The sequence below is a fragment of the Sphaerotilus microaerophilus genome, assembly GCF_023734135.1.
Lineage (GTDB): Bacteria > Pseudomonadota > Gammaproteobacteria > Burkholderiales > Burkholderiaceae_C > Sphaerotilus > Sphaerotilus microaerophilus.
Window position 1 is genome coordinate 2,131,740 of the sequence record NZ_AP025730.1, and the last position, 18,259, is coordinate 2,149,998.

The 18,259-nt window shown below is 71.6% G+C and carries 11 protein-coding genes; 2 read left to right on the forward strand and 9 right to left on the reverse strand.

Annotated features, from left to right (window positions below; all coding sequences use genetic code 11):
- Positions 1 to 24: 24 nt before the first annotated feature.
- The 8 genes from NGK70_RS09360 to nirB all read right to left on the reverse strand — a co-directional run bounded on the left by NGK70_RS09360 (position 25) and on the right by nirB (position 12,843).
- Positions 25 to 1,221 carry a phosphoglycerate dehydrogenase gene (locus NGK70_RS09360; protein WP_251972973.1) on the reverse strand — a complete coding sequence of 399 codons (1,197 nt, stop codon included), beginning with the start codon at positions 1,219 to 1,221 and terminating at the stop codon, positions 25 to 27.
- Complete coding sequence (gene serC / locus NGK70_RS09365; protein WP_251972974.1) at positions 1,214 to 2,296, reverse strand: 3-phosphoserine/phosphohydroxythreonine transaminase; 1,083 nt, start codon at positions 2,294 to 2,296, stop codon at positions 1,214 to 1,216. The genes NGK70_RS09360 and serC overlap by 8 nt, the downstream gene beginning before the upstream one ends.
- Before the next feature lie 192 nt (positions 2,297 to 2,488).
- Complete coding sequence (locus NGK70_RS09370) at positions 2,489 to 4,216, reverse strand: c-type cytochrome (RefSeq protein ID WP_251972975.1); 1,728 nt, start codon at positions 4,214 to 4,216, stop codon at positions 2,489 to 2,491.
- Positions 4,213 to 4,878 carry an SCO family protein gene (locus tag NGK70_RS09375; protein ID WP_251972976.1) on the reverse strand — a complete coding sequence of 222 codons (666 nt, stop codon included), beginning with the start codon at positions 4,876 to 4,878 and terminating at the stop codon, positions 4,213 to 4,215. Before NGK70_RS09375 ends, NGK70_RS09370 begins: the two co-directional genes overlap by 4 nt.
- Positions 4,879 to 4,883: 5 nt before the next feature.
- On the reverse strand, positions 4,884 to 6,830 hold the full coding sequence (locus NGK70_RS09380; RefSeq protein WP_251972977.1) for a multicopper oxidase family protein: 1,947 nt from the start codon (positions 6,828 to 6,830) through the stop codon (positions 4,884 to 4,886).
- Positions 6,831 to 6,983: 153 nt separating this feature from the next.
- Positions 6,984 to 9,863, reverse strand: a complete 2,880-nt coding sequence (locus tag NGK70_RS09385) for a nitrate reductase (RefSeq protein ID WP_251972978.1) — start codon at positions 9,861 to 9,863, stop codon at positions 6,984 to 6,986.
- A gap of 32 nt (positions 9,864 to 9,895) precedes the next feature.
- Positions 9,896 to 10,282 (reverse strand): nitrite reductase small subunit NirD, encoded by a 387-nt coding sequence (nirD, locus tag NGK70_RS09390; protein ID WP_251972979.1) that lies wholly within the window; start codon positions 10,280 to 10,282, stop codon positions 9,896 to 9,898.
- A 68-nt stretch (positions 10,283 to 10,350) separates the two neighbouring features.
- Positions 10,351 to 12,843, reverse strand: a complete 2,493-nt coding sequence (nirB, locus tag NGK70_RS09395) for a nitrite reductase large subunit NirB (protein ID WP_251972980.1) — start codon at positions 12,841 to 12,843, stop codon at positions 10,351 to 10,353.
- A gap of 411 nt (positions 12,844 to 13,254) precedes the next feature.
- On the opposite strand from nirB, the gene NGK70_RS09400 reads away from it, so the two are divergent.
- The gene (locus NGK70_RS09400) at positions 13,255 to 15,042 is read left to right on the forward strand and encodes a bifunctional protein-serine/threonine kinase/phosphatase (RefSeq protein WP_251972981.1); all 1,788 of its coding nucleotides are present in this window, start codon (positions 13,255 to 13,257) and stop codon (positions 15,040 to 15,042) included.
- Positions 15,043 to 15,218: 176 nt separating this feature from the next.
- Here NGK70_RS09400 and NGK70_RS09405 read toward each other — a convergent pair whose 3' ends face one another.
- Complete coding sequence (locus NGK70_RS09405) at positions 15,219 to 16,484, reverse strand: MFS transporter (RefSeq protein WP_251972982.1); 1,266 nt, start codon at positions 16,482 to 16,484, stop codon at positions 15,219 to 15,221.
- Positions 16,485 to 16,886: 402 nt separating this feature from the next.
- On the opposite strand from NGK70_RS09405, the gene NGK70_RS09410 reads away from it, so the two are divergent.
- Positions 16,887 to 18,146, forward strand: a complete 1,260-nt coding sequence (locus tag NGK70_RS09410; protein ID WP_251972983.1) for a type IV pili methyl-accepting chemotaxis transducer N-terminal domain-containing protein — start codon at positions 16,887 to 16,889, stop codon at positions 18,144 to 18,146.
- Positions 18,147 to 18,259: the final 113 nt, after the last annotated feature.

Genomic DNA, 18,259 nt, shown 5'->3' on the forward strand with positions numbered 1-18,259 from the left:
AGGATCGGGAGTCCGAGCGTGCGGCTAGGCCTGCACCGGCAGGTAGCGCACCTTCAGCACGCCCGGAATCGCGGCGATGTGGGCCAGCGCGTCCTCGGTCACCGGGCTGTCCACGTCCACCAGGGTGTAGGCCATCTCGCCGCGCGACTTGTTGACCATGTTGTGGATGTTCAGGCCGGCGGCGGCCATCGCGGTGGAGATCTGCCCGAGCATGTTGGGCACGTTGCTGTTGGCGATCGCGATGCGATAGGCCGACTCACGCGCCATGCTGACGTTCGGGAAGTTCACCGCGTTGCTGATGTGGCCCTGCTCCAGGTACTCGCGCAGTTGGTCGACCACCATCACGGCGCAGTTCTCCTCGGCCTCGCGGGTGGAGGCGCCCAGATGCGGCAGCGCGATGACCTTCGGGTGGCCCAGCAGGCTGGCCTCGGGGAAGTCGCACACGTAGTGCGCCAGCTCCTTGGCGCCCAGCGCGTCCAGCACCGCGGAGTTGCTGACCACGCCCTCGCGGGAGAAGTTCAGCAACACGCCGTCAGCCCGCATCAGGCCGATGTTGCTCTCGTTGACCAGGCCCTTGGTGGCGGCCACCAGCGGCACGTGCAGCGTGACGAAGCGGCTGGCGCGCAGCACCTCGTTGACGCTGCCGGCGCGCCGCACCTGCGAGGGCAGGCTCCAGGCGGCATCGACGGTGATCTCCGGATCAAAGCCCAGCACGTCCATGCCGAGCTTGATGGCCGCGTCCGCCACCAGGCAGCCGATCTTGCCCAGGCCGATCACGCCCAGCGTCTGGCCGGCCAGCTCGAAGCCGGCGAAGGCCTTCTTGCCGTCCTCGACCTTCTTGTCGAGATCGGGCGAGGCGCCGTCCAGCTTGGCGACGAAGTCCAGCGCCGGGGCGATGTGGCGCGCGGCCATCAGCATGCCCACCAGCACCAGCTCCTTGACCGCGTTGGCGTTGGCGCCGGGCGCGTTGAACACCGGCACGCCGCGCGCGGTCATCGCCGGCACGGGGATGTTGTTGACCCCGGCACCGGCACGGCAGATGGCCTGCACCGTCGCCGGGATGGTCACGCCGTGCAGGTCGGCCGAGCGCACCAGGACGGCGGCCGGGTCCGTGACGTCCTTGCCCACCTGATAGCGCTCGGCGCTCAGGCGCGACAGCCCGGACGCCGAGATCTGGTTCATCACCAGGACCGGGAAGCGTTGGGTGGCGCGATCAGGCATGGGCGGCCTCGAATTCCTTCATGTAGGCCACCAGCGCTTCCACGCCGGCCACCGGCATGGCGTTGTAGATCGAGGCGCGCATGCCGCCCACCGAGCGGTGGCCCTTGAGCTGCACCATGCCACGCTCCTTGGCGCCCTTGAGGAAGGCCTCGTCGAGCGCCTCGTCCTTGAGGCGGAAGGGCACGTTCATCAGCGAGCGGCAGCCCTCGGCGATCGGGTTGCTGTAGAAGCTGGAGGCCGCCAGGTAGTCGTACAGCACCGCGGCCTTCTTGCGGTTGTGCGCTTCCATCGCGGCCAGGCCACCTTGGGCCTTGATCCACTGGAACACCAGCCCGGCGATGTAGATCGCGTAGGTGGGCGGGGTGTTGTACATGGAGTCGGCGTCGGCCTGCTGCTTGAAGTCGAAGGCGGACGGGGTGATCGGCAGCGCCTGGCCGATCAGGTCCTCGCGCACGATCACGATGGTCAGGCCGGCCGGGCCGATGTTCTTCTGCGCGCCGGCGTAGATCAGGCCGTACTTGCTGACGTCGATCGGGCGCGACAGGATGTTGCTCGACATGTCGGCCACCAGCGGCACGTCACCGGTGTCGGGCGTGAAGTTGTATTCCACGCCGCCGATGGTCTCGTTGCTGCAGATGTGCAGGTAGGCGGCGTCCGGGTCGCGCTTCCAGGTCTCGAAGGCCGGCACGGAGGTGAAGTTGTCCGCCTCCGAGGTGGCGACCACATTCACCTTGGCGTACTTCTTGCCCTCCTTGATGGTCTTCTTGGACCACTCGCCGGTGTTGACGATGTCGAAGCTGGCCTTGCCGCGCAGCAGGTTCATCGGGACGATGGCGTTCTCGCCGATCGCGCCGCCCTGCAGGAACAGCACCTTGTAGTTGGTGGGGATGCCCATCAGCTCGCGCAGGTCCTTCTCGGCCTGGGCGTGGATGGCGATGAACTCCTTGCCACGGTGGCTCATTTCCATGACCGACATGCCGGAACCATGCCAGTCGAGCATCTCGGCAGCAGCTTGTTGCAGCACGACTTCGGGAAGGGCGGCGGGGCCAGCGGAAAAATTGAAGACGCGGGTCATGGGCAAGTTCCTGTGTTTTTCACGGCCACGGAAGCAGCCGAGCCCCCTCTGGTGAGGGGCGCGAGGGACGCAAGGGATGAACAACGATGGTGACGAATGTCGCCGGCAAGCTTAACCGAGGCACCGGGCACTGCCCGCCGGCAGTGGCTTGCCCGTCTTGCCCTGGATCAGATTTGGCGCAGTGCAGCGCGGTCAGGGCGGGGTGAGCCACTCGCCCGCGGGCTGCAGGCGCTGGTGGTCCGGCGAGGCGTAGCGCATCAGGCCGATGCCCTGGGCACCGTGGCGCTGGCCCGGCCCCAGCGTGAAGCGCGGGTAGGCGGTGGCCACGGCGGCCTCGTCCGCACTTTCGATCAGCTCCATGAACCAGGCACGGCCGGCCTGGCTGCCCATGCGGCGCAGGGCGTTGGCCGTCATCTCGCAGGCCGACAGGCTGTGCCCCTGCAGGCGCAGTAGCGCTGGCGTGGCGGCCGGCTGCTGGCCGAGGCTGGCGAGCAGCCGGCCGGTGTTGCGCAGCAGGCGCGGCAGCTGGCGCTCGGCGGGCTCGTAGGCGTGCGCCATGCGGGCGGCGGGCCGCCAGGCCGGCGCCAGCGCCTGGGCGTCCAGCCCGGGGAGTTCGCCCGACAGCAGCAGGGCACCCGTGGCCGGGGCCGGGTGGCGCGTGCTGATCCGGCGCAGGTGCGCAGCGTCCAGCCAGAGCAGCAGCGCGTCGTCGCGGCCCAGCGTGGCCAACCAGGCGGCACGCACGGCATCGGGCTCGTCGGCGGGGTGGTCGATGACGGGCCAGCCGCTGGCGGCGAGGTGGCGGCGCAGGGCCGCGGCACCGGTGGCGGCCGCCTCGTCGTCGGGCGGCACGATCTGGTGCACACGGCGCGCACCCTCGGCGCCGGGCGGGGCGTGCAGCGTCAGGTGCTCGGCCATGCCGGAGGCCTCCAGGCCGACGCCGCGCGAGAAGTAGACGCTCCAGCGCGACGGCAGCTGGTCGTCCACCGACACCGTGTTCGGCAGGATGCAGGGCAGGCCCTGTGCCTCGCAGTGGCGGTGCACCGCCTGCCAGGGCCCGCGCCCATCCGCGCCGCTGGCACCGCCGATCAGCGCGAAGACCGGCTGCCGGCGCTGCCACTCGGCCAGTTCGGCCGGCCAACGGGACGGGTCGGTGCCCAGGGTCCAGCGGTGCAGGTGCCAGGCGGGTGGCCGGGCGGGTGGATTGTCGCCAGATGCGGTGACGGGTGCGGCAATTGGTGGGCTGCGGTTGCTCAGGCAGGCGGCCAGCAGGTCGCCGCTGGCGTGCTGCACGTTGGCGGGCGTGTCCGCGGTGACGATGGTGGCCAGGTGCAGCACGCCGTCGGCCAGGCCGGGTGCAGCGGTGGTGTCCAGCGTGTCGAGGTAGGCGGCGAGCTGGCGCAGGTCCTGCTCGTCGAGCCGGTAGCGCGGCATCAGGGTGTCCAGCGGCTGGCCGCCGGCGCCGAGGCCCTGGGTCAGCGCGCGCGCCAGCAGGGCCGGTGTGTAGCCCGGCCGGGTCACCGAGGCGGGCGCCTGCCGCTGCAGGCCCGCTGCGAGCCGGCCGCTGCGTGCCGCAGCCGGGCGGCCCGGCGCATTCAGCAGGGCGCCGGTGATGGGCGGCACGGCCTGGCTGCCTTCGGCACCGCCCATGCCACTGGGCCGGTGGCAGTGCACGCAGGCGGCCTCGCGCCCGCTCACCTGCAGGCCCTGCAGGCGCTCGGCGGTGATGGCCGTGCCGTCCGTGCGCCGGCCCTCGCGGTACAGCCGTTCACCCGCGGCGGCATCGGCAGCGGCATTGGCAGCAACATCGGCGCTCGGCTCGTCCATCGGCGCCGCCCAGGCCGGGGCGCAGGCGCCCAGCCAGGTGGCGACCAGCCCCGCTGCGAGCGGCCGGAACCACGTCGAACGGCGTCCCCTCATGCGCTGGCAAAGGCCTCGCGGATGAGCTGCTGTGGGGTGGCAAAGCCGTCCAGCCGCACCCAGCGCCGCGCGCCGCGCGCTCGCACAAAGGTCACCGGCGTGTGGCCCATCTTGTCGGGGCGGTAGACGTTGAAGGCGCGCTGCACGGCGTCGATGTCGGCCGGGCTGCCGGTGTGGAAGCGCCACTGCGGGCCGGCGTCGAAGCGGGCGGCGTACTCGCGCAGCCGCGCGGGGTGGTCGTGCGCCGGGTCGATCGAGATGGACACCATCTGCACCTGCGTGCGCCGTGCGCCGAGCTGCTCCTGCGTGGCGGCAAAGATCTGCGCCATCGGCGGGCAGATGGTCGTGCAGCTGGTGAAGATGAAGTTCAGCAGCACCGGCTGCTCCTCGCCCAGCGCCGCGGGCAGCAGCACCGTGGCGCCGTCGTGGCGGCGCAGGCGCACGGCCGGCAGCTGCACGGCGGCGCTGCTGCGCACCAGGCCGTCGCTGCCCGAAGCGGCGGCACCGGCGGGCGGCGTGTGGCAGAGGTCGGCAGCGGGGTCGGGCAGGGCAGCGGGTGCGGCCCAGCCAGGCGCCGCTGCACCCGCCAGCACAGCGGCCCAGCCGGCACGCAGCGCCGTCCGGCGGCCGGGGGCGGGCCTGTTCAGCGGGCTCGTCGTCATGGCGCTCAGGCGACGACGAAGCGGCGCATCATCTCGTGGTCTTCGTGCGAGAGGATGTGGCAGTGCCAGACGTACTCGCCTGCGCGCGGGAAGGTGGCCAGGATGCGCGTGACCTCGCCCGGGTAGGCGATCACGGTGTCCTTGCGGCCAGCCTCGTTCGCCTCGGCCGCGCGGGCCGGCCCGGACAGGGCCACGTTGGTCAGCCAGCCGCCGGTGGTCGAGCCGTTGGCGCCCATCGGCTTGGGCACCACGGTGCCGGTGAAGGGCTGGCGGCTCAGCACGCGGAAGTCGACCAGGTGCAGGTGGATGGGGTGCGCGTCCACGGTGGTGTTGTGGATCTCCCAGACCTCGCTGCTGCCCATGCGGATGTTCTCCGTCACCGGGTCCGAGTAGAAGAAAGTGCCGTGCGCCGGGCTGGTGGGGTTGCCCGCCGCCGGGTTGACGGTGCCGAGCATCGTCTGCAGGCGGCCGTAGGCGTCGGTGCCTTCGAGCAGCAGCAGCTTGCGCACGCTGGCGCTCGCGGTGTTCACCGCCGGGAGCGGCCCGTGCACCGGCCGCAGGAAGACGGGCAGCGTGACATCGGGGTAGGCGGTGTCGAACTTCAGCACCACGTGGAAGGCCATGATCTGCCCGGCGGTGGCGGCGTCGACCGGGGTGCCGTTCGGGAAGGGGGTCGGCGCGTCGTTGACCAGCGCGACCGCCTGGCCCTTGGCGGACTTGAAGTTCACCACCACGTCGGCCCGCTCACCGGGCGCCAGCAGCAGCTCGGTCAGCGCCACCGGGGCGTCCATCAGGCCCAGCTCGGTGCCGACCTGGTGAAAGCCCAGGAAGCCGGTGGCCGTCTGGAAGCGCAGGCGGTAGAAACGCGAGTCCGAGCCGTTGAGCAGGCGCAGGCGGTAGGCACGCGGCTCGACCTGGTGCTTCGGCCAGGGCACGCCGTTGACGAGGATGAAGTCGCCGAAGAACTCGGGCAGGTGTGTCGTCGCGGGGGCGCTGGGGTTGAGCGGGTCCTTGGCTGGGTAGTACAGCTTGCCGGTGCTGTCGTACATGCGGTCCTGGATCGCCAGCGGGACCTCGAACTGGCTGGCTGGCAGCATGGCGCGCTGCACCAGATAGTCCTCGTTGGCATCGCGGATGAAGTAGTGGCCCGCCAGGCCCATGTGCACGTTCAGTCGCGTCACGCCCAGGGCGTGGTCGTGGTACCAGAGGTGGCCGGCCTCCTGCGCGTTGTCGAAGGCGTAGGGCACGCTCCAGAGCCGGCCCTTGTAGTCGGGGGTGCCGTTGAGGTTGGCGTCGGGCGTGCTCCAGGCGTCGGGCAGGCCGTCGCTGAGCGCCTTCTGGTTGCCGCCGTGGCGGTGCGCCACCAGGGGCACCGGTGCCTGGCCGCCCAGGTTGCCCGGGTTGGCCCACATCAGCGTGCTGTCCACCGGCAGGCGGTGCGGGATCGGCCGCAGCGACTTGACCAGCTCGTTGACATAGGTGACCTGGATGCCACGGCCCGAGCGCACGTTGAAGGTCCGGCCCGGCGAGGTGGGGGCCTGCAGCGTCGTGCCATAGCCCCAGAGCACGGTGGTCAGCTTCTGGCCGGCGGTGTTGACCAGGCCGATCTGCGAGTTGAACTCACGCAGGCGCAGCACGTAGGCCGAGCCACCCACGGTGACCGGGTTGAAGCAGTTGGGCGAGCGGTTCGGGTCCGGCAGGGCGTTGACGAACTTGGGGTGCAGGTTGCCGTTCAGGCGGGTGCTGCCTGCAGTGGGGTTCGTGATGCTGCCGCCGCTGTCGGAGGGCAGCGTGTAGACGATCTGCTGCAGCGCGGTCTGCAGCAGCTGGAACAGGCCTCCCAGCAGGTTGCCCAGCAGGCCGAAGGCCTGCGACGTGGCGGGGGTGAGCGTGGCGGCGCCGGTCAGGCCGGCCAGGGCACTGCGCTTGAGAGCGGTACGACGATCGAGCATGGGGTCCCTCTTGTTGTTGCGGGACCAAGTGTTGCAATTGATAAATATTGTGTCAATTTGTGAATTTGTGCACACACCCAAGTCGGAAATACTGAAACCCCAGCCGTGGCACCCCGTTTGGGCCGCGATACACGCTGCGCGACGGGCGGCCCGTCAGGCCGCAACCTCCACCTGTTGCACCAGCCGCCGCAGTGTCGGCAGGCAGGAGCCGCACTGGGTGCCGCATTTCAGCGCCGCCTGCAGGCCGGTGACCCGGTCTTCCGGGCTGCCTGCGCAGCCGCCCAGATGCAGGCGGATCGCCTCCTCGCTGACGTTGAAGCAACTGCAAACCTGCGGGCTGCGTGGCGCGGAAGCCACGGGGGGCTGGTCGCCGGGCGACAGCAGCAGGCGCCCGTAGGCCTGCACGGGCTGTTCGTCCTCCAGCAGCGTGCGCAGCCAGGCCTCGGCGCGGGTGTCTCCGGCCATCAGCAGGCCCTGCAGCACCTGCCCGGCGTTGCCGTTCTGCGCCAGCCGGATCACGCGGCGATGCGCGCGCCGCGGGTCGGCGTAGCTCAGGGCCTGCGGCCCACCGAGCCCGAGGAGGGCCTGGACGCGGTCGAGCCAGTCCAGCCGCTGCTTCGCCTGGGCGGCGTCCCGCGCGTCGGTGTCTGCCGCGCGCAGCAGCACGCCGCCCAGGCCGAGGGCATGCGGCTCGCGGCCAAAGGGCACGCAGCTCGCATAGGCCACTTCACCCATCAGCGGCTTGAGCGCCTCGCGGGCGGCCAGCGCCTCCGCCTGCGGCAGCCAGGCCAGCACCAGCACGGTCCAGGGCAGCCGGGCCGGTTCGATGGACACCGCGGCGTGCTTGAGCTCGGGCTGCTTGGAGCCCGGGCAGAAGGCCGGGTTGGTCAGGCCGTTGACGCCGGGGATCGGCGTGCCGTCCGTGCCGAGCCCGGTGAGCACCTCGCTGCCCCAGTGCATCGCGATGTGCGCCAGCGTCGGCGCCACGCGGTCGCTGGCCTGCACGGGCAGCACCAGACTGCCGCGGCGGGAGGTGACGCGCACCAGCTCGCCGTCCTTCAGCCCGCGGCGGGCGAGGTCCTGCGGGTGCACCTCCACCACCGGTTCGCTGACGTGGCCGAACAGCCGGCCCAGCGTGCCGGTGCGGCTCATGCCGTGCCACTGGTCGCGCAGCCGGCCGCTGGTCAGCGCAAAGGGGAAGCGCGCATCGCGCGGCTCGGCCACCGGGCGGAACTCGGCGGCGCTGAAGCGGGCCCGGCCGTCGTCGGTCGGGAAGCGCCCGTCCTCGTAGAGGCGCACCCGGCCCTGGGCCTCGCCCTCGGGCAGCGGCCACTGCTGGGGCCCCATCTCGTCGAGCAGGGCCCAGCTCAGGCCGGTGATGTCCAGGTCGCGCCCGCGGGTGGACTCGCGGTGCTCGTTCCAGATCTGCTCGGCGCCGCTGCGGCCGTCGTCGCCGGCCTGTTCGGGCAGGGCATAGGGGAAGAGCGTGGTCCTGCCGTTCAGCCGGCCGTTCAGCCGGTCGGGCAGGCGCTGCTCCAGCCGGTGCGCGAAGTCCACGCCGATGGCCCAGTCGTGCCGCGCCTCGCCCGGTGGCGGCACGGCGGCGCGCACGCGGCTGATGCGCCGCTCGCTGTTGGTGACGGTGCCGACCTTCTCGCCCCAGGTGGTGGCGGGCAGCAGCAGGTCGGCATAGGCCACGGTGGCGGTGCTGCCGAAGGCCTCCTGCACGATCACGAAGGGGCAGCGCTCCAGCGCGCGGCGCACGGTGGCCTGGTCAGGCAGCGACTGGGCCGGGTTGGTGCAGACGATCCACAGCGCCTGCAGCGCGCCGTCGGCCGCGGCCTGGAACATCTCCACGGCGCTCAGCCCCGGCCGCTCGGGCACCGACGGGAGGCCCCAGAGCGCGGCCACCTCGGCACGGTGCGCCGGGTTGGCCAGGTCGCGGTGGGCGCCGAGCAGGTTGGCCAGGCCGCCCACCTCGCGTCCGCCCATCGCGTTGGGTTGGCCGGTGAGGCTGAACGGGCCGGCGCCGGGTCGGCCGATCTGGCCGGTGGCGAGGTGCAGGTTGATCAGCGCGGCGTTCTTGTCGGTGCCGGCCGCGCTCTGGTTCAGGCCCTGGCAGTACATCGACAGGGTGGCGCCCGGCGCCTCGCCCGGCCGGTCGGCCTGGGCGAACCAGCGCGCGGCCTGGATCAGGTCGGCCTCGGCGATGCCGCACACGCGGGCCGCCTCCTTGGGTGTCCAGGGGCGCACCGCGTCGCGCAGCGCCTCGAAGCCGCGGGTGTGCGCGGCGATGTAGGCGGCGTCGGTCAGGCCCTCCCAGAACATCAGGTGCAGCATGCCGTGGAACAGCGCCACGTCGGTGCCGGGCTGGATCTGCAGGAAGAGGTCGGCGCCCTCGGCGGTCTCGGTGCGGCGGGTGTCCACCACGATCCAGCGCTGCTCGGGCCGCGCGCGCTTGGCGTCTTCCAGCCGGCGGAACAGCACGGGGTGCGCCCAGGCCATGTTGCTGCCGGCGATGAACACCGTGTCCGCCTCGGCCAGGTCCTCGTAGCTGCAGGGCGGGGCATCCGCGCCCAGGGTGCGCTTGTAGCCGGCCACCGCGCTGCTCATGCACAGGCGCGAGTTGGTGTCGACGTTGTTCGTGCCGATCAGGCCCTTGGCCAGCTTGTTGAAGACGTAGTAGTCCTCGGTGAGCAGCTGGCCGCTCAGGTACAGGCCCACCGAGTCCGGCCCGTGGGCGCGGATGGCGTCGGCAAAGCGGTCCGCGGCCAGCGCCAGCGCGGCGTCCCAGCCCAGCGGCTGCGGCGCAGCACCCCGCTTGCGGCGCCATTGCGGCTGCAGCAGGCGGGCGCTGCGCTGCACCGCGGGCGAGGCGGTCAGGTGCAGCGTGCTGCCCTTGGTGCACAGGCGGCCGAAGTTGGCCGGGTGGTCCGGGTCGCCGCGCACGCCGGTGATCTGCGCCCCTTCACTCTCGATGATCACGCCGCAGCCGACGCCGCAGTACGGGCAGGTGGACTTGGTCTCTGGCATGGCAACCGGCTCCTGGCGGTGTCAGGACCGGCTCAGCAGGCGCCGGCGCGGCGGCCGCAGGGGCCGGCCGTGGGCAGGGGCAGGTCGGTGCCCAGGGTGGCCAGCTCGTCGGCGTCGAGCTGCACCTCCTCGCCCACCAGGTTCACCTGGAAGGACGGGGTCGAGCCCTCGTCGGGTGCCGCCGCGCAGCCGCTGCCCAGGCCGATGGTCCAGTTGTGCAGCGGGCAGGCGACGCTCTCGCCAAAGACGATGCCCTGCGAGAGCTGGCCGCCCTTGTGCGGGCAGCGGTCCAGCAGCGCGAAGACGCGGTTGCCCGCGGTGCGGAACAGCGCCACGGCGGCGCCCTTGTCACGCGCCACGCGGCGCGCGCCCAGCAGCGGGATGTCGTCGATGCGGCAGATGGTGGTCCAGGTGGTCATGGTCGATCCGGGGTCGAAGTCGTGGGCGCAGAAGGGGGTGGGGTGCAGGCCCGGGCGCAGGCCCAGGTTCAGGCGGCGTGCACCGGGATGAACTGGCGGGTGTCGACCCGGGCTTTGTCGAACTCGAACCAGGGGTCGGGCTCGCCGTCGAGCGCAAACTGCAGCTCGGCCCACAGGGCGCGGCGGCCCTCGGTGTCGTCCAGGATCTTCTTCTTCACGTGGTCCAGGCCCACGCGGCTGACGTAGTGGCAGGTGCGCTCCAGGTACCAGCCCTCACGACGGTAGAGCTGCATGAAGGCGCCCGTGTACTCCATCACCTCCTCGGCGGTCTTGAGCTTGACGAGGAAGTGCGCCACCTCGGTCTTGATGCCGCCGTTGCCGGCCACGTACATCTCCCAGCCGGAATCGACGCCGATGATGCCCACGTCCTTGATGCCCGCCTCGGCGCAGTTGCGCGGGCAGCCGCTGACGGCGAACTTGACCTTGTGCGGCGCGTACATGCGCCACATCGCGCGCTCCAGGTCCTTGCCCATCTGGGTGCTGTCCTGCGTGCCCATGCGGCACCACTCGCTGCCCACGCAGGTCTTCACGGTGCGCAGCGCCTTGGCGTAGGCGTGGCCGCTGGGCATGCCGATGTCCTTCCAGACGTTGACCAGGTCCTCCTTCTTCACGCCCAGCAGGTCGATGCGCTGGCCGCCGGTGACCTTGACGGTGGGGATCTGGTACTTGTCCACCGCGTCGGCGATGCGGCGCAGCTCGTCGGCGGTGGTCTCTCCCCCCCACATGCGCGGGATCACGCTGTAGGTGCCGTCCTTCTGGATGTTGGCGTGGCTGCGCTCGTTGATGTAGCGGCTCTGCGGGTCGTCCTTGGCCTCCTTGGGCCAGGAGGAGATCAGGTAGTAGTTCAGCGCCGGGCGGCAGGTGGGGCAGCCATTCGGCGTCTTCCAGCCGAGGGTGGCCTGCACCGCCGGGATGCTGGTCAGGTGCTGGGTGAAGATGGCGTCGCGCACCTCCTGGTGGCTGTGCTCCGTGCAGGCGCAGATCGCCCTCTTCTTCGGCGTGGCGGAGTAGTCGCCGCCGGCGGTGAACATCAGCAGCTGCTCGACCAGGCCGGTGCAGGAGCCGCAGCTGGCGCTGGCCTTGGTGTGACGGCGCACCTCGTCCAGCGTGAACAGGCCCTTGTCCTTGATGGCCTTGCAGATGGCGCCCTTGGTGACGCCGTTGCAGCCGCAGACCTCGTCGCTGTCCGCCATCGCGGCGGCCTTGCTGTGGCCCTGGTGGCCGACGTCGCCGATGTTGCTCTCGCCGAACATCAGCTTGTCGCGGATATCGGCGATCTTGCGGCCCTCGCGGATGAGCTTGAAGTACCAGCTGCCGTCCACCGTGTCGCCGTAGAGGCAGGCGCCCACCAACTGGTCGTTCTTCACCACCAGCTTCTTGTAGACGCCGCCGATCGGGTCGGAGAGCACGATCTCCTCCGCGCTCGCGTCCTCGGGACGCCCGGAGGCGGCGCCCATGAAGTCGCCGGCCGAAAACAGGTCGATGCCGGTCACCTTCAGCTTGGTCGAGGTCTGGCTGCCCACGTAGCGGCCGATGCCGAACTCGGCCAGGTGGTTCGCGCAGACCTTGCCCTGCTCGAACAGCGGCGCCACCAGGCCGTAGGCGATGCCGCGGTGCGCGGCGCACTCGCCCACCGCGTAGATGCGCGGGTCGGTGGCGGTCTGCAGGGTGTCGCTGACGACGATGCCGCCGCGCCCGTCCTGGGCACACAGCAGGCCCATCGATTTGGCCAGCTCGTTGTTGGGGCGGATGCCCGCGGCCATCACCACCAGGTCGGCCGGGATCTCGGTGCCGTCCTTGAACTTCACCGCCTTGACACGGCCGCCCTGGCCATCGTCGCTGTCGCCGATCAGCGCCTGCGTCTGGGCGCCGAGCATGAACGTCAGGCCGCGCTCGGCCAGCGACTGCTGCAGCAGCTTGCCGGCCACGTCGTCGAGCTGGCGCTCCATCAACCAGGGGGCGATGTGCACCACCGTGACCTGCATGCCGCGCAGCATCAGGCCGTTGGCCGCTTCCAGGCCAAGCAGGCCGCCACCGATCACCACGGCATGTTTGTGCGTCTTCGCCGTGTCGATCATCGTCTCGGTGTCGGCGATGTCGCGGTAGGCGATCACGCCCTGCAGGTCGCGGCCCGGCACCGGCAGGATGAAGGGGTTGGAGCCGGTGGCGATCAACAGGCGGTCGTACTCGGCCTCGATCACACTGCCGTCGGCGCGCTGGGCCGTGACCAGGCGCTTGGTGCGGTGCACGCGGGTGACCTTGGCGCCCAGGTGCAGCGTGATGCCCGCATCGGCGTACCAGTCGAGCGGATTGAGGATGATCTGCTCAATCGTCTGCTCGCCGGCCAGCACCGGCGACAGCAGGATGCGGTTGTAGTTCGGGTGCGGCTCGGCGCCGAAGACGGTGATGTCGTACAGGTCCGGTGCGATCTTCAGCAGCTCTTCGAGCGTGCGCACTCCGGCCATGCCGTTGCCGATCAGGACGAGACGAGGTTTCTTCATGGCTGAGTTCCAGGCAGACGAAGGAAAAGCGGGGCCTGCGCTGCCGGGGCAGCGTCAGAAGGACGAATGGAGTGGGCTGGCGGCCGGCGGACATCGCCCGGTGGAGGGGCGGTCTGGCCGGCACACGTTGCCGGCCGGCGGGAGCCGGTCAGGAACAGAAGACCATCGTGCGCCGCCGTTGGCGCGTCCTGGACGGGGACGGGAGCGCGTCGGCCCCTGCCACAGGATTAGCAAGCAGCGTGCCGGGTCGATCCGGCCTGCCGAGGCGGGCCGGGGCCGCCTCCGCTGCGGGCCGGCCGAGCGCCACCGCGTTGGGTGCACCAGCAGGGTGCGTAGGGCGGCTCGTTGCACCGGCTCGGGACGCCACACCGCCCCGCTTCGCGGCAAGGGACTTGCTTGCAAGGCGCCACCATGAGTTTCGACGTCGACATCGGCCACAGCAGCGCGAGCGGGCCACGCGAGCACAACGAGGACTTCGCCGCCGCCGTGCGGCCGGCGGCCCATGAAGTGGGGCGCGGCCTCATCGCCGCGGTGGCCGACGGCGTGTCCACCGGCGGCCTGGGGCGCGAGGCGGCGCAGACCAGCGTGATGGCGCTGGTGCGCGACTTCCACGCCGCACCGGCGACCTGGGAGACCACGGTGGTGCTGGACCGCCTGATCGGCGCCCAGAACGCCTGGCTGTTCGACCACAACCGGCGCCGCGGCGGGCCCGGCGGGGACCAGCAGTCCGGCCGTACCACGCTGACCGCGCTGGCGCTGCAGGGCCACACCTGGACGGTGGCGCACATCGGCGACACCCGGGCCTGGCTGCTGCGCGGCGGCGAGCTGACCCAGCTCACGCAGGACCACGCGCTCGACCACATCGACCTGCACAGCCAGCTCACCCGCGCGGTGGGGCTGGACCAGGCGGTGCACGTCGACTACTTCCAGGGCGAGCTGCAGGTGGGTGACCTGCTGCTGCTGACCAGCGACGGCGTGCACGGCGTGCTGCCGCGCGCGAAGCTGCAGGCGGTGCTGACCGCTGCCCCCGCCGAAGGGGGCTCCCAGGATGCGCAGGCTCTGAGCGTGCGGGTGGTCGAGGCGGCGTTGGCCGCCCGCACGCCCGACAACGCCACCGCGCTGGTGCTGTGCGTGCGCGGCCTGGCCGGCTGGCAGCTGGCCGACACCCGCGTCGGTGCCGCCCAACTCCCGGTGCCCGCGCGCCTGAAGGTGGGCGATGCGCTGGATGGCTACACCATCACCGCGGCGGTGGCCGATACCGGCGTGCACCGGCTCTACCAGGCGCGCGACGCCGCCACGCGCGAGCTGGTGGCGATCAAGACGCTGCATGAGTCCCGCGTCAGCGACGCGCAGGAGCGCGAGATGCTCGCGCACGAGGCCTGGCTGGGCCTGCGCGTGGGCGAGCAGGGCGGGGCGGGCAGCCAGGGCTTCGTGCGGGTGCGCGAGCAGCGTGCCGCGTCGGCCTTCTACACGGTGTTCGACTGGCACAGCGGCCGCACGCTGGAGCAGCTGCTGGCGCAGCGCGGATCCCCGTCGGCGGGCGGCCCCGAGGTGGGTGAGCCGGCGCTGGACATCCCCGAGGTGGTGCGCGCCGGCCTGGCTGTGGCCCGCGCGCTGGGCCGGTTGCACCGGCTGGGCGTGATCCACCGCGACGTCAAGCCCGGCAACCTGCACCTGGGCGAGGACGGCCAGTGGCGCCTGCTCGACCTGGGGGTGGCCGTGTCCGGCCGCGAGCCCGAGGCGGTGCGCGCCCTGCACGCCGGCACGCCCAGCTACATGAACCCGGAGCAGTGGGAGGGCGACCACGGCCAGCCTGCTTCCGCCGGCAGCGACCTGTTTGCGCTGGGTGTGACGCTCTACCAGTGGCTGGCCGGGCGGCTGCCCTATGGCGAGATCGAGCCCTGGCAGACCGCCCGCTACCGCCGCGACCCGACCGCGCCCTCGCGCCTGTGCCCGCAGGTGCCGATCTGGCTCGATCACGTGGTGCTCAAGGCGGTGGCGCGCGACCCCCGGGCGCGTTTCGAGACGGCCGAGGAGTTTGCGCTCGCACTGGAGCGTGGGGCCTCGCGCCCGCTCCATGCACCGTCGGCCACCCCGCTGGTGCGGCGCGACCCGGCCGCGCTGTGGAAGGTGGCGCTGGCGATCTCGGTCGCCTTCAACCTGCTGCTGGTGATCTGGCTGCTCTTCCTGCCCCGATAGGCCCACCCCCGTAGCGGCTCACGCCGGTCCACGCCTGCGCAGAGCTTCGGCGGTTCGTGAGGCGACTGTTCCTGCGCAGGCAGGAACTGCCGTCCACACTCACCCCCCTCAAGGGGGCGCCACCAGCGGACCGGCAGAGCCGGATCCGCGGCGGCTGCTGGCAGGAACGCAGCACGTCAGCGGGCAAAGCTGCGGCTCGCGCTGCTGCTGCCGATGGCGGCGCCGTGAGTGGCGTCGGGGCGGGCGCGCCCGCCTTTCTCTGCCCAGGTGCGCGTCCAGCGGATCTGCACCAGCCGCAGCATGGCGAGCATGGCCAGGGCCAGCACCGCGAAGGCCACGAAGCCCCAGAGGTAGGTGCCGGCGTACTGCTTGGACAGGCCCATCGCGTTGGGCAGGAAGCCGCCGCCCAGCGCGCCGACCTCGCCGATCATCGAGCCCGCCACCGCGGTGGCCAGTGGCCAGCGCAGCGGCACCAGCTGGAACAGCGCGCCGTTGCCGGCACCCAGCGCCGCAAAGCACAGCATGAACAGCAGCGTGGTTGCCGCCAGCGAGGTGCCGGCAAAGCCGCAGAGCACCAGCGTGGCGGCCACCAGCACCAGCACGCCGCTGAGCGTGTTGATGCCGCCCACGCGGTCGGAGATGGCGCCGCCCACCACCCGTACGCCCGAGCCCATCAGCGTGGCCAGCATGGTGAGCTGGCCGGCCTCGACCTTGGTGACCTTGAACTGGTCGTAGAAGTAGGTCGGCAGGAAGCTCGCCAGGCCGATGAAGCCGCCGAAGGTGACGATGTAGATCAGGCTGAAGGCCCAGCCGTCCTTCTCGAACAGGCAGGCGATGTGTTCCCGGAAGGACTGGTGCTCGCGGTCCGGCGGCTCCTTGGCGGCAAACCACATCACCGCCATTGGCAGCAGCATCGTCAGCGCGGCCAGGCCGTAGACGGTCTGCCAGCCGAACTTCATCGCCAGCGGCGGCGCGAACAGCACCGCCAGCACCGTGCCGGAGTTGCCGGCCCCGGCGATGCCCATGGCCAGGCCCTTGTACTTGGGCGGGAACCAGCCCGAGCCCAGGCTCAGTGCCACGCCGAAGCTGGCCCCGGCGATGCCCAGCAGCACGCCCATCGCCAGCACGCGGTCGTAGCTGTCGACGAAGAAGTAGCCAAAGGCCAGCGCGCCGATGATCAGGCCCATCTCCACCATCGCCGCGTTCTTGCGGCCGATGTACTGCGAGAGCACGCCCAGCGGGAAGCGCATCAGCGCCCCGGCCAGGATGGGCACCGAGATCATGAAGCCCTTCTGCGCCGGGGTGAGCTGGTAGGTCTCGCTGATGAAGGGGCCCATCGCGCCGTTGAGCACCCAGATCGCGAAGCAGAAGTCGAAGTAGAGGAAGGACGCCAGCAGCGTGGGCCAGTGTCCGGAGCGCAGGAAGGTCTTGAAGCCAGCCATGGGGGGTACGGGAGGTGGGCTGCCCGCCGCCGTTGGCGCCTCGCAGGAGGCACCCGGGCGACCGGAAGCGGTCAAAGGGGAGGGCGGCACGCCGGCACCGGGCCGGCCAGGCAGGGGGGCGGTGCCACGTCGGCGTGCACCGGGTCGGCCGCCCAGGGGGCCGACGCGAGCGCTGCGCTGCGCTCAACCAGCCTACTGCAAGACTCGCGCCATGGTGAGGTGGCCGATCCGGCGGATGCGACCGGCCGCGCGGCCGCGCGGAAACGTGAAGCGCCCGGCCGCGCGGACGCGCGGAAACGGGCCGCTGCACCGTCCGGGGGCGTGTGCTGCACCGGGTTGGCCCGCCCTGTGCTTGTCTGGGGAAATCCCTCCGATGCCGCGCAGCAGGAAAGCGCTCCCACCATGATCCAGGTCCTCGTCGTCGCCCCCTCGTCCCCGGATGTGCCCAGCCTGGTCGACGACCTTGAAGCGATGGGCTACGGCGTCTGTGCCCGCTGCCCATGCACCGAGATGGTTCGCGAGGCGGTGCGCCATGCACCGGATGTGGTGCTGGTCTGGGAGCCCCAGCCCGACGAGGCCCTGTTCCAGGCGCTGGCGTGGTTGGCCGCCGCGGCGCCGCTGCCGGTGCTGGTGTTCACCAGCGACGTGCGCGCCGAGTCGATGGAGCGCAGCCTGGCGGTGGGCGTCGATGCCTGGGAGGTCAATGGCTATGCGGCGTCGCGCCTGCGCGCGCTGCTGCAGTACACGCTGGCCCGCTCGCGCCACACCCGGCGCCTGCAGGAGGAGTTGCAGACGCTGCGGCGGCGTTTCGAGGAGCGCAAGCTGGTCGACCGCGCCAAGGGCATTCTGATGGCGTCGCGCCAGGTCGGCGAGGAAGAGGCCTTCCGCCTGCTGCGCTCGGCCTCGATGCACGCCAAGCAGCGCATCGGCCAGGTGTCGCAGCAGCTCATCGACGCGGCGCAGTACGCCGAGGCCATCAACCGCGCCGGGCGGCTGCGCATGCTGTCGCAGCGCATCGTCAAGCTCTACGCGTTGCTGGTGGCCGGGGTGGAGCAGGCCGCCTCGCGGGCGCTGCTGGCCGATTCGCGCCAGCAGGGCGAGGCGATCTTCCTGGCGCTGGACAAGGGCCTGTCGCGCCCGACCTTCGGGGACCTGCTCGATGCCGCGGCCGGCAGCTGGTCGGCGCTGCGGGGCCTGCTCGACGCGCCGGTGCTGGCCGAGACGCTGGCGCAGGTGCATCGCCTGGGCGAGGCGCTGCTGGTGCAGGCCGAGCGGCTCACCGCCGCGGTGGCGGCCACCGGGCACGGGCCGGGGCTGCAGGTCATCAACGTCGCCGGGCGCCAGCGCATGCTGGCCCAGCGCTACGCCCAGCAGGTCCTGCTGGGCCAGTTGCTGCCCGGTCCGGCACCGGGGCGGGAGGAGGTGGCGCAGGACTTCGAGCGCGGGCTGGCCTACCTGAACGGGCTGCCGCTGAGCACGGCCGCGATCCGCGACGACCTGGCCGCAGCACAGCAGGCCTGGGAGCGCATGCGCGCCGGTGCGGTCCACGCGGACCAGGCCGAGGGATGGGTCGCCCTGGCCGGGGCGAGCGAGGAGCTGCTGGAACGCTTCGACCGCCTCACCGGCGCCTACGAGCGCAGCATGCAGCTGCTCACCGGCTGATCTGAACCGGCCGCACGGCAGCCGCTGGGGCGACTGGGGTGACTTGGTGCTGGCGGGCGCCACCGCATCCGCGGGGTCGGGCCGTGACAGCGGTGTGTGACAGGGTGCACGGA

What these genes read in the sequence shown, in the direction of transcription:
- NGK70_RS09360 (WP_251972973.1), bottom strand. Translation starts at nt 1,221, where the DNA reads ATGCCTGATCGCGCCACCCAACGCTTCCCGGTCCTGGTGATGAACCAG.
- serC (WP_251972974.1), bottom strand. Translation starts at nt 2,296, where the DNA reads ATGACCCGCGTCTTCAATTTTTCCGCTGGCCCCGCCGCCCTTCCCGAA.
- NGK70_RS09370 (WP_251972975.1), bottom strand. Translation starts at nt 4,216, where the DNA reads ATGAGGGGACGCCGTTCGACGTGGTTCCGGCCGCTCGCAGCGGGGCTG.
- NGK70_RS09375 (WP_251972976.1), bottom strand. Translation starts at nt 4,878, where the DNA reads ATGACGACGAGCCCGCTGAACAGGCCCGCCCCCGGCCGCCGGACGGCG.
- NGK70_RS09380 (WP_251972977.1), bottom strand. Translation starts at nt 6,830, where the DNA reads ATGCTCGATCGTCGTACCGCTCTCAAGCGCAGTGCCCTGGCCGGCCTG.
- NGK70_RS09385 (WP_251972978.1), bottom strand. Translation starts at nt 9,863, where the DNA reads ATGCCAGAGACCAAGTCCACCTGCCCGTACTGCGGCGTCGGCTGCGGC.
- nirD (WP_251972979.1), bottom strand. Translation starts at nt 10,282, where the DNA reads ATGACCACCTGGACCACCATCTGCCGCATCGACGACATCCCGCTGCTG.
- nirB (WP_251972980.1), bottom strand. Translation starts at nt 12,843, where the DNA reads ATGAAGAAACCTCGTCTCGTCCTGATCGGCAACGGCATGGCCGGAGTG.
- NGK70_RS09400 (WP_251972981.1), top strand. Translation starts at nt 13,255, where the DNA reads ATGAGTTTCGACGTCGACATCGGCCACAGCAGCGCGAGCGGGCCACGC.
- NGK70_RS09405 (WP_251972982.1), bottom strand. Translation starts at nt 16,484, where the DNA reads ATGGCTGGCTTCAAGACCTTCCTGCGCTCCGGACACTGGCCCACGCTG.
- NGK70_RS09410 (WP_251972983.1), top strand. Translation starts at nt 16,887, where the DNA reads ATGATCCAGGTCCTCGTCGTCGCCCCCTCGTCCCCGGATGTGCCCAGC.